The following is a 10,314-nucleotide window of genomic DNA, read 5'->3' as shown; positions in this document are numbered from 1 at the left end:
CCCCGCCCCGTCGAAGCCCTCCGCCGCGGCCACCCCGCACGGCACGCTCCTCGTCGCCGACTTCGGCGCCGACACCGTGACCTTCGTCGACCCGGACCCCGGCCACGACCGGCACACGCTCGGCTCCGTCGAGGTCGGCACCGCCCCCTACGGCCCCTGTCGTCGACGACAGGGGCACCGCCTGGGTGGCGACCGCCGAGGGCGTCGCGGTCGTCGACACGGCGACCCGCACCCGCCTCACCCGGATCCCGTACGAGACGCGGACCGGCCCCGTCACGACCGGCGAGTACCGGGGCGGCGGCATGGGCATCGCCCTGGCCCCCGACGGCCGGACGGCGTACGTCACCGAGGGCTTCATCCGCGACGGGTACGGCAACGGCATCACCGTCGTCGACCTCACCGGCAGGAAGCGGCCGTTCGAGGTGGTCGCGGGCGCCCGTCCGCTGGGGATCGCGATCCTCTGATCGAGACCCTCGGACTGGACATCCCCAGAACCGGACATCCCCAGAACCGGGCACCCCCTCGAACCGGACACCCCCAGAACCGGACACCCCCAGAACCGGACACCCCTGGAACGGGACATCCATCGAATCGGACATTCCATGTCTAGGATCGCCGGTGTGGATCAGCGACCGGCCAGTGAGCGAACACCCGTCCGCCGCACGGCTCGTGCCGCCGCTCTCGTCCTGCTGGTGCTGACGACCTCCACCGGCTGCACCGGCGGCGTCGAGGGCAGTCCCGGTGCCGCCGGTCTGCGGGACCCGTACTTCCCGAAGCTCGGCAACGGCGGCTACGACGTCACGCACTACGACCTCGTGCTCCACGTGGACCCGGCCGCCCGACGGCTGAGCGGCACCGCCACGATCACCGCGCGCGCCACCCAGGACCTGAGCGCCTTCAACCTCGACCTGGACGGCCTCACCGTGCGCTCCGCGACCGTCGAGGGCCGTCCCGCCGCCGTCAACCGGGCGGGCCACGAGCTGACGCTGCGCCCGGACGCCGGGGTAGCCGACCGTCTGCGCAAGGGCCGCACCTTCCGTACGGTGGTCCGCTACTCGGGCTCCCCGAAGACCATCACCGATCCCGACGGGTCGAAGGAGGGCTGGCTGAGGACCGCGGACGGCTCGGTCGCGCTCGGCGAACCGACCGGCTCGATGGCCTGGTTCCCCGGCAACAACCACCCCAGCGACAAGGCGTCGTACGACATCGCGGTCACCGTCCCCGCGGGGCTGACGGCGGTGTCCAACGGCGAGCCGGCCTCCCGGCGCGGTTCGGGCACCACCACCACGTTCCGCTGGCACGTCCCCGAACCGATGGCGAGCTATCTCGCGACCGTCGCCATCGGCCGCTTCGACACGAAGTCCTCGACCACCGCGGACGGCATCGAGGTGTTCACCGCCGCGGACACGACGGTGGCGAAGGACAGCGCGCGGATCCTCGCCCGGGTTCCCGAGGTCGTGAAGTGGGAGGCGGAGCGGTTCGGCCCGTACCCCTTCTCCGCCACAGGCGCGATCGTCGAGCGCCACGGGGACGCCGGGTACGCCCTGGAGACCCAGAACCGGCCCGTCTTCGCCGGGCCGCCGGACGCCGGGCTGCTCGTCCACGAGATGGCCCACCAGTGGTTCGGGGACTCGGTCACGCCCGAGAGCTGGCGCGACATGTGGCTCAACGAGGGCTTCGCGACCTACGCGGAGTGGCTGTGGGAGGCCGACAAGGAGGGCGTCCCGATCCAGGACCTGTTCGACGCCGCCTTCGAGGACGACGACAACTGGGCCTTCCCGCCCGCCGATCCGCCGACCGCCGCGGACATCTCGCAGCCGCCGGTCTACGGGCGCGGGGCGATGGTCGTCCACAAGGTCCGGCAGGCTGTGGACGACGACAGGCGGTTCTTCGCCCTCGTCAGGGGCTGGACGAAGGCGCACCGGCACGGCAACGCGACGACCGCCGACTTCACCGCCTATGCGGAGAAGGCGACCGGCAAGGATCTGACGGAGCTGTGGGACACCTGGCTGTACGGCAGGAGCCGGCCCGCCCCGAAGGACTGACCGGCTCCCGGAGTACCGCGCTGTTCGGGCTACTTCACGTTGACGCCGCTCCAGGCGGCCTGGACGGAGGTGAGCTCGGCGCTGTCCGCGCCGTACAGGTCGGTCGCCGCCTTCTCGGTCGCCTCACGGGCGCCCGCGTAGTCGGTGGACGACGTCATGTACTCGGAGAGGGCCTTGTACCAGATCTGGACGGCCTTGTCCCGGCCGATGCCGGTGACGGTCGAGCCGTCGGAGGTCGGGGAGTCGTAGTCGACACCGTTGATGGTCTTCGCGCCGCTGCCCTCGGACAGCAGGTAGAAGAAGTGGTTGGCGACGCCGGAGGAGTAGTGCACGTCGAGGTCGCCGACGCTGCTGTCCCAGGAGTCGGCCGAGGCGCCGTCCTTGCTCGGCTTGTCCATGTAGCGCAGCGGGGTGCCGTCGCCGTTGATGTCGATCGCCTCGCCGATGAGGTAGTCGCCGACGTCGGTGCTGTTGTCGGCGGCGAACTCGACCGAGGTGCCGAGGATGTCGCTGGTCGCCTCGTTCAGGCCGCCGGACTCGCCGTAGTAGTCGAGGTTGGCGGTGGACGCGGTCAGGCCGTGGCTCATCTCGTGGCCCGCGACGTCGAGGGCGGTCAGCGCGCTCTTGTTGTCGGCGCCGTCGCCGTACGTCATGCAGAAGCAGCTGTCGTCCCAGAACGCGTTGACGTACGCGTCGCCGTAGTGGACCCGCGAGTACGCGGCCTTGCCGTCACCGGCGATGCCGTCGCGGCCGAACGCCGACTTGTAGAAGTCCCAGGTCTGCGCGGCGCCGTAGGCGGCGTCGACCGCGGCGGTCTGGCGGTCGTTGCCGGTGCCGTCGCCCCAGGTGTCGTCGTCGTCCGTGACGAGGTCACCGGTGCCGCTCTCGCCCTGGTTGAGGTCGTACGTCTTGTGGCCGCCGCGGTCGCCGTCGGTCAGCTCGAAGCCGGAACCGGACGCGGTCGTCGACAGCTCGACCTCGCCGCTGTACTGGCTGTTGCCGACACCGGTCTCGACCGCCTCGTAGCTCTGGAGCTTCTTGCCGGTGATCGCGTCGGTGATGGTGTGCAGCCGGCTCGGCGTGCCGTCCTTCTGCTTACCGGTCTTCACCGTCTCCAGGGCGAGGACGGGCTTGCCGGAGCCCGCCCAGATCACCTTGCGGGCGGCGGCCGCGGTCTTGATCTTCGGCGTCGTGGACGGCACCGATATCCGGGCCTTGGTCGCCTTGGTGACGCCCTTGAGCTTTCCGCCGGGGGCGGTGTGGGTGACGAGGTCGCCGCCGAGGACGGGCAGACCGTCGTAGGTGCGCTCGTAGCGGGTGTGGACGGTGCCGTCGGCGTCCTTGATCACATCACGGACGATCAGCTTCTCCTTGCCGCCGAGGCCGAGGGAGTCGGCGGTGGCGGAGGCGTCGCTCTGTGCCGACTTGATGGCGGCGGTGCGCACCGAGGCCTTGTTCGCGCTGAAGGGGACAACGCTGCGAGTGGCGGAGGGGCCGTTGTTTCCGTTGTCCGGCACGGCGTTCGCCGCACCGGTCTGCATGCCTACGACGACCATCGCGGCCACGGCGGCCAGGGCTGCGGCGCGACGGGTGTTCATGTGGGGGGTCATGCGCTCTCCGTTGCTCGTTCCGTGGGGGGTTACGAGCCGAGAGCGTGCCACTGAATGAGCGACATTGACGGAGTACTAACAATTACCTCACATTTATTTGACTAGTTCTTGTCCGAATGGAATACACATGTGTCCGCTATTCGGCGGGAGTTGGGCGTTCGTGTCCGATGAGGCCGCATACCGGATGGTGTGTACGGTCCGGTCGCAGCGCGCACGCAGAAGCCCCCGGCCGCAACGGCCGGGGGCTTTTGGGGTGGTGCCCGTGCGTCAGAGGTTGACGCCGAAGTCCTGCGCGATGCCGCGCAGACCGGAGGCGTAACCCTGGCCGACGGCGCGGAACTTCCACTCCGCGCCGTTGCGGTACAGCTCACCGAAGACCATGGCGGTCTCGGTGGCGGCGTCCTCGCTCAGGTCGTAGCGGGCGATCTCGGTGCCGCCGGCCTGGTTGATGATGCGGATGAACGCGTTGCGCACCTGGCCGAAGTTCTGGCTGCGGGTCTCGGCGTCGTAGATCGAGACCGGGAAGACGATCTTGTCGACGTCGGCCGGCAGGCCCGCCAGGTTGACGTTGATCTGCTCGTCGTCGCCCTCGCCCTGGCCCGTGACGTTGTCACCGGTGTGGACGATGGTCTGGTCGGGCGTCGACTTGTTGTTGAAGAAGACGAAGTGGCCGTCCGAGACGACCTTCCCGGCGGGGTTGACCGCGATCGCCGAGGCGTCGAGGTCGAAGTCGGTGCCGGTGGTGGTGCGGACGTCCCAACCGAGGCCCACCGTGACGGCGGTCAGGCCCGGGGCCTCCTTGGTGAGGGAGACGTTGCCGCCCTTGGACAGGCTTACAGCCATGGGAAGTCCCTTTCATCGTCGATCGCGGGCTTCATGCCATCACGAAGCTACCGTCACAGGTCATAACGCGGGCAGAGGACCAGGAGGTTCCTGCTCCCTTTGCTTTCTTTACCTGAATGCTCCGGACGGCCCGACGGCCGGTACCGCAAAAGAAGGTGACGAACACCCTCCGGTGCGGGGAACATGGGTGCCATGTCCGGGCCCTATGTCATCCGCGGTTCGGTCTCCCTGCCGGAGGCCGAGCTCATGTGGCGTTTCTCGCGGTCCTCGGGGCCCGGCGGGCAGCACGTCAACACCAGCGATTCCCAGGTGGAGCTCCGCTTCGACCTCGCGGCGACCGAGTCGCTCCCCGAGGTGTGGAAGGAGCGGGCGCTCCAGCGCCTGGAGGGCAGGCTCGTGGGCGGGGTGCTCTCGGTGCGCGCCTCCGAGCACCGCTCCCAGTGGCGCAACCGCGAGACCGCTCTCGTACGGCTCGCCTCGCTGCTCGCCGAGGCGACGGCGCCGCCCCCGCGGCCGCGGCGCAAGACCAGGATCCCGCGGGGCATCAACGAACGGCGGCTGCGCGAGAAGAAGCAGCGCGGCGAGACCAAGCGAGGCCGCTCCAGCCGCGACTGGTGACGGTCCGGCCCCTGCGCCGACCCCCGTTCCCGGTCTCAGTGCGCCTCACCCCAGCTGCCGGTACCGCCCCCGGAAGTACGTCAGCGGCGAACCGTCCCCGCTGGGCAGGGCCGCGCTCAGCACCCGGCCGATCACCAGCGTGTGGTCACCGGCCACGACCCGCTGCTCGGTCCGGCACTCCAGGGTGGCGAGCGCCCCTCCGATCAGCGGCGCGGCGGTGACCTCGCCCCGGGTGTAGGGGATGTCCTCGAACAGCAGCCGGTCGCTGATCCGGCCCTTCATCGCGAACCGCCCGGCGACATGCCGCTGGCTCTCGGCGAGCACGGACACCGCCCACAGCGGCTGCTCCGACAGCAGATCGTCCATCCGGGAGTCGTTGCGCAGGCTGACCATCACCAGGGGCGGGTCCAGCGACACGGACATGAAGGCGGTCGCCGTCATGCCGACGTCCTCGCCGCGCCCGTTCTCGTCGAGCGGCGGCTCCTGGGCGGTGATCAGCACGACACCGGCGGCCAGCCGGGCGAGGGCGCCTCGGAACTCATCGTTGCTCACCCCCTCAGCATGGGGGATGGGCCGGGGACGCGGGGCGGGGGTCTTCGTCTGCTGCAACACACCGGGCACGCTAATCGCGGCACGCGCACCTCCGCATCGGGCCAGGGGACCAGTCGGGTCCTAGGACCCGCGGTCCGCCCGCGACGGGCACCGCGACGTACGGATTTGCGTTCAAGAAAACGACGGGGCGAATTCGCGGGCCACCCCCAACCCTTCACCATCTGTTGTGACTTGAGTCACAGAGCGCAATATTTGTTGACCCTGTGTACCGGCTGCGCAGCGCACTGTGATTCAGTGGCCGTGACACTGCAGTAAGTACGTCGATATGAAACCTGGAGTGCTGTCGAGGTCTCGGGGAGTGCGAGCAATGGAGGCCGAGTCGGAGCCGTACGTCCGTCTTGCGACGATGCGGCAGCTGCACCAGGCCGTCGCCGATCTCAACACGGCGCGGAGCCTGGCCGACACGCTGCAGACCGTCGCCGACGGAATCGTCAACGGTCTCGGCTACGAGCTGGCCTGCGTGAACCTGGTCCGCCCCGACGGCGATCTCGTCGTCGCCGCCTTCGCGGGCAACAGTGCGGCCGAGGCCCTGATCACCGGCCGGGTCGGCTCGCGCACCTCCTGGGAGCGCCGCCTGTCGATGGGGCAGGCCTGGGACGAGCTCCGTTTCATACCGCACACCGACGGCTGGGTCCTCCTCGACGACGACGTACCGCAGTGGCACACCGACGGGCCGGACCCCCGCTTCGAGGACGAGTGGCACCCCCAGGACCGGCTCTACGCCCCGATGTACGCGTCCGGCGGCGGCGCCGATCTGCTCGGCGTGATTTCCGTGGACCGCCCGCGCAACGGCCGCCGCCCCGGCGCCTGGGGCCGTGAGGCGCTCCAGATGTACGCGTCGCAGGCGGCCATTGCGATCAGCAACGCCCGGCTGCGAGCAAACATGCAGCGGGCACTGGTCCGGCTGGAGCGGGAGCAGCAGGCGCTGAGGGCCAGCGAGGAGTCCTTCCGCCAGGCGTTCGAGTACGCGCCCAGCGGCATGGCCATCGCCGAGATGGGCGGCGACCAGCACGGCCGGCTGCTGCGCACCAACGACGCGCTGTGCCGGCTGCTCGGCCGCCCCGCGTCCGTCCTGCGCCGCTACTCCTTCGCCGACCTGGTCCACCCCGAGGACATCGGCACACTGCTGCGCACCTCCGCCGAGGGCGGTCGCGCCGAGCTGCGGCTCGGGCGGCGGGACGGCACCTACCTCTGGGTCTCGCTGCGCAACTCCGTCGTCGCCGACACCGCCGACGGCCCGCGCTTCCTGCTCACCCACGTCGAGGACATAGAAGAGCGCAAGCGCCACGAGCTGCATCTGGCGCACCGCGCCTCGCACGACGCGCTGACCGGCCTGCCCAACAGCGCCGAGCTGCGCTCCCGGCTCAGCGCCCGGCTCTGCGAGCGTCCGAACGCGGCGGTGACCACCCCGGTGGAGGCGCTGGACGCGGCCTACGGCGACGTCGACGATCCGGACGCGCGGACCCACGGCTACGAGGTGGACCCGGCGCCCGGCGGCCCGTACGACCACCATGTGCACTCCGTCGCGCCCGACACCGAGCACGACGACGGGGCGAAGGGGCTCGCGGTGCTCTTCTGCGACCTCGACGGCTTCAAGTCGATCAACGACCGCTTCGGCCACCACACCGGTGACGCCGTGCTGATCGAGGTCGCCCGGCGGCTCACCACCTGTGTCCGCGACGGTGACACCGTGGCCCGGCTCGGGGGTGACGAATTCGTCGTCCTGGCCGACGGGCTCGGCGACGCGGACGCCGCGGACCTGGCCGTACGCCTGCGTAACGCCATCATTCCGCCCATCCGGGTCGACGGCCGGGCGGTGCGGGTGGGGGCGAGCTTCGGCATCGGCTGGGCCGCCTGCGGGATGACGGCCGAAGAGGTGCTGCGCTCCGCCGACCAGCGGATGTACGTGGAGAAGCGGTCGCGGTCGAAGGTTCACCGCAGGGCCGGCTGACGTTCACGGCGGCGCGGCCCCGGTGCTCCGCCGCCCTTCCGGTACCGCCGTCGGCAATTCTCGGTGTCGTCCGTTCGGGGTAGGCTCGGCCGGTCGGCCACGGCTGGCAATATCAGGCGACGGCTGGCGACATGGTGAGGAGTGACCCAGGGATGACGGCCGGCAACAACGGCGCAAACAAGCCCGAGGACGACGATCCGTTCGGCTACCTGTACGAGGACGGACAGGCGGCGGGCGCCCAGCCGCCGAGGCAGGGCGGCTACGGCTACCCGGGGCCGGCGGCACCGCAGCCGGGTGTGCCCAGGACCTCGTACAACCAGGTGCGCACCGTCGGCGAGCGCCAGTACGGCCAGCAGGTGCCGCAGCAGCAGCCGTACGGCCAGCAGCAGGCGTACAGCCAGCCGAACGCGCAGTACGCCGCCCCCGAGACGTACCCCGGTGCCCCCGGGCAGGTCCCGCAGCAGGGCGGCCGCGGCCGGTCCGGCGGTTCCTCCGGCAGCGGCGGGCCGAACACCAAGGGCCTGCTGATCGCCGCGGTCGCGGTGGTCCTGGTCGTGCTCATCGGGATCGGCGCCGCGCTGATCACCGGTGACAAGGACAAGGACAAGAAGAATGACGAGGCCACCTCCTCGGCGGGCCCCGGCAACCAGGTCGAGGAGTCCCCGAAGCCCGAGCAGTCGCCGAGCTCCGAGGACCCGGCCGATCTGCCCGAGCAGGACGCGGCGACGCTGAAGCTCGGTGGCACGGCGGTCCTGGGCAACAGCGTCAAGGGAGCGAAGGGCGCGGGCGGCTCGTACGTCGACCTCAACGAAGTCGGCCGGTCTGCCACCTGGGCGGTCGAGGTGCCGAAGGGCGGCGCGTACACGGTTTATGTGACGTACTCCGTGCCCGGCAAGGACGCCAAGACGTCGCTGTCGGTCAACGACGAGAAGCCCCGTTCCATCAACATGGAGAACTACGCGGAAGCGGCGGAAGGCGACTGGGAAAAGGGCTGGACGACCACGTTTGGCTGGATCAATCTCAGGGAGGGCTCGAACACCATCAAGCTCTCCTGCGAGCAAGGAGATTCGTGCGAAACGTATCTCGATCAGCTGTCGCTCAAGCCGGGGCATCTCAAAAGGTGATCAACTGCTCGTTGGTGGCGCGGGAAGCGCCACCAACGAGCAAACAGTCTGTTCGGCGGTTACCAGTCCGAGCAGGCGTTCTGCATCGTGTCGCCCTCGAACGTGGCCACATCCACACCGAGATCAAAGAGGCCGTTGGTGTGTGAAGCGGTGGTCTTCCAGGTCTTGCCGTTGCCTTGGCCGTCATAGTTCATCCGCCACGGCCAGTTGTGCCTGTTGCCGAATGTGTCCTTGGACACGAGTCGGATCCGTGAGTGGTGACCGTCGGCGGCAGTGTCGTACAGGTTGATGGACAGTTTCACCGTGGCGCCGGGGCCGGTCCAGTTTTCGATCGTGATCGCGCCGGACGAACCGGCTGTGCTGCAACCTCGGATCACCGGGTCGACCGAGCTTGCGGCCTGCGCGGGGTTTGCAGCGGTGGCGGTCAGCAGGGCGGCGGACAGAATCGCCCCTCCCAGAGTGGTTCTTCTCACTGTGCTCCTTCTCCGAAGTGCCGGTGGATTGAACCTATTTCGCGATTGATCAAAATCGAACATGCATTTGAGTCACGTGTCGGCTGAATCTATCAAGATCGCCAGGAACCCCGCCACCGTCGCGGCCATCGCCTCGCGCCCCGGAGCGATGTACTTCCTCGGGTCCACGCCCGTGGTGTTCTCGGCCAGGTACGCCCGTACCGCGCCGGTGAACGCGGTGTTCAGCGCCGTGCCGACGTTGATCTTGACCATGCCGGAGGAGGCGACGGCCCGGCGGATCTCCTCGTCCGGGACGCCGCTGGAGCCGTGCAGCACCAGCGGGACCGGGACGGCGTCGCGGAGCCGGCCGATCAGCTCGTGGTCCAGGGCGGCGGTGCGCTCGGTCATGGCGTGCGAGGAGCCGACCGCGACGGCCAGCGCGTCGACGCCGGTGTCGCGGACGTACGCGGCGGCCTCGGCCGGGTCGGTACGGACGCCGGGGGCGTGGGCGTCGAGCGGGGCCTCGCCCTCCTTGCCGCCGACCTTGCCGAGCTCGGCCTCGATCCAGATGCCGTGCTCGTGGCCCCAGGCCACCGCGGCGGCCGTGGCCCGCACGTTCTCCTCGTAGGGCAGCTTGGAGGCGTCGAACATGACGGAGCCGAAGCCCTCGGTGTGCGCCTGGTGCAGCAGCTCCACGGACTCGACGTGGTCGAGGTGGAGGGCGAGCGGGGCGCCGGAGGTGCGGGCCACGGCTGCGGCCGCGGCGGCGACGGCGGAGAGCCGGCCGCCGTGGAACTTCACGGCGTTCTCGGAGATCTGCAGGATGGCGGGCGCTCCGGCGCGCTCCGCGCCGGCCGCGATGGCCTCCGCGTGCTCCAGCGTGATGACATTGAAGGCGGCGATCCCGCGTCCCTCGGCCTGGGCGGCGGAGACGAGTTCACCGGTGCTGACGAGCGGCATGCTGACCTCTTGCTACTTCTTTCGAACCAGCGATCGCGCGGGTTCGGGACGGGCGCGGCCTCTCAGAGGCTGTCGGGTGACCTCCGGTCGGAGGTCACC

At 69.9% G+C, this 10,314-nt stretch carries 9 protein-coding genes and 1 pseudogene; 5 read left to right on the top strand and 5 right to left on the bottom strand.

Annotated features, from left to right (window positions below):
* Positions 1-344 (top strand): annotated as a pseudogene (locus tag EES42_RS07460) (hypothetical protein); the annotation flags it as partial.
* 276 nt (positions 345-620) lie between these two features.
* Entirely contained in the window at positions 621-2,045 is a 1,425-nt protein-coding gene (locus EES42_RS07455) for a M1 family metallopeptidase (protein ID WP_241196266.1), read from the top strand.
* Positions 2,046-2,074: 29 nt separating this feature from the next.
* Here EES42_RS07455 and EES42_RS07450 read toward each other — a convergent pair whose 3' ends face one another.
* Together EES42_RS07450 and EES42_RS07445 are read right to left on the bottom strand one after the other, a co-directional pair.
* Positions 2,075-3,655 (bottom strand): M4 family metallopeptidase, encoded by a 1,581-nt coding sequence (locus EES42_RS07450; protein WP_124717221.1) that lies wholly within the window; start codon positions 3,653-3,655, stop codon positions 2,075-2,077.
* Between the two features lie 267 nt (positions 3,656-3,922).
* Entirely contained in the window at positions 3,923-4,498 is a 576-nt protein-coding gene (locus tag EES42_RS07445; protein ID WP_072487943.1) for a TerD family protein, read from the bottom strand.
* A gap of 183 nt (positions 4,499-4,681) precedes the next feature.
* Between EES42_RS07445 and arfB the strand changes: the two genes are divergently transcribed.
* Positions 4,682-5,116 (top strand): alternative ribosome rescue aminoacyl-tRNA hydrolase ArfB, encoded by a 435-nt coding sequence (gene arfB / locus EES42_RS07440; RefSeq protein WP_124717220.1) that lies wholly within the window; start codon positions 4,682-4,684, stop codon positions 5,114-5,116.
* 45 nt (positions 5,117-5,161) lie between these two features.
* On the opposite strand, the gene EES42_RS07435 is transcribed toward arfB, so the two are convergent.
* Positions 5,162-5,668: a flavin reductase family protein gene (locus EES42_RS07435; protein ID WP_124717219.1), complete on the bottom strand. Its 507-nt coding sequence runs from the start codon at positions 5,666-5,668 to the stop codon at positions 5,162-5,164.
* A gap of 367 nt (positions 5,669-6,035) precedes the next feature.
* Here EES42_RS07435 and cdgB point away from each other — a divergent pair, with 367 nt between their 5' ends.
* Together cdgB and EES42_RS07425 are read left to right on the top strand one after the other, a co-directional pair.
* The gene (gene cdgB, locus EES42_RS07430) at positions 6,036-7,679 is read left to right on the top strand and encodes a diguanylate cyclase CdgB (RefSeq protein WP_124717218.1); all 1,644 of its coding nucleotides are present in this window, start codon (positions 6,036-6,038) and stop codon (positions 7,677-7,679) included.
* Between the two features lie 152 nt (positions 7,680-7,831).
* On the top strand, positions 7,832-8,803 hold the full coding sequence (locus EES42_RS07425) for a carbohydrate-binding protein (protein ID WP_124717217.1): 972 nt from the start codon (positions 7,832-7,834) through the stop codon (positions 8,801-8,803).
* A gap of 59 nt (positions 8,804-8,862) precedes the next feature.
* Here EES42_RS07425 and EES42_RS07420 read toward each other — a convergent pair whose 3' ends face one another.
* Together EES42_RS07420 and EES42_RS07415 are read right to left on the bottom strand one after the other, a co-directional pair.
* On the bottom strand, positions 8,863-9,276 hold the full coding sequence (locus EES42_RS07420; RefSeq protein WP_124717216.1) for a hypothetical protein: 414 nt from the start codon (positions 9,274-9,276) through the stop codon (positions 8,863-8,865).
* A 72-nt stretch (positions 9,277-9,348) separates the two neighbouring features.
* Positions 9,349-10,215: a class II fructose-bisphosphate aldolase gene (locus EES42_RS07415; protein WP_124717215.1), complete on the bottom strand. Its 867-nt coding sequence runs from the start codon at positions 10,213-10,215 to the stop codon at positions 9,349-9,351.
* Positions 10,216-10,314: the final 99 nt, after the last annotated feature.

It is taken from the genome of Streptomyces sp. ADI95-17 (assembly GCF_003846175.1).
GTDB classification, from domain to species: domain Bacteria; phylum Actinomycetota; class Actinomycetes; order Streptomycetales; family Streptomycetaceae; genus Streptomyces; species Streptomyces sanglieri.
The sequence above is the reverse complement of the archived record's forward strand: the minus strand, read 5'-3'. Positions and strand labels throughout refer to the sequence as shown.

What these genes read in the sequence shown, in the direction of transcription:
- EES42_RS07450 (WP_124717221.1), bottom strand. Translation starts at nt 3,655, where the DNA reads ATGACCCCCCACATGAACACCCGTCGCGCCGCAGCCCTGGCCGCCGTG.
- EES42_RS07445 (WP_072487943.1), bottom strand. Translation starts at nt 4,498, where the DNA reads ATGGCTGTAAGCCTGTCCAAGGGCGGCAACGTCTCCCTCACCAAGGAG.
- arfB (WP_124717220.1), top strand. Translation starts at nt 4,682, where the DNA reads ATGGGTGCCATGTCCGGGCCCTATGTCATCCGCGGTTCGGTCTCCCTG.
- cdgB (WP_124717218.1), top strand. Translation starts at nt 6,036, where the DNA reads ATGGAGGCCGAGTCGGAGCCGTACGTCCGTCTTGCGACGATGCGGCAG.
- EES42_RS07425 (WP_124717217.1), top strand. Translation starts at nt 7,832, where the DNA reads ATGACGGCCGGCAACAACGGCGCAAACAAGCCCGAGGACGACGATCCG.
- EES42_RS07415 (WP_124717215.1), bottom strand. Translation starts at nt 10,215, where the DNA reads ATGCCGCTCGTCAGCACCGGTGAACTCGTCTCCGCCGCCCAGGCCGAG.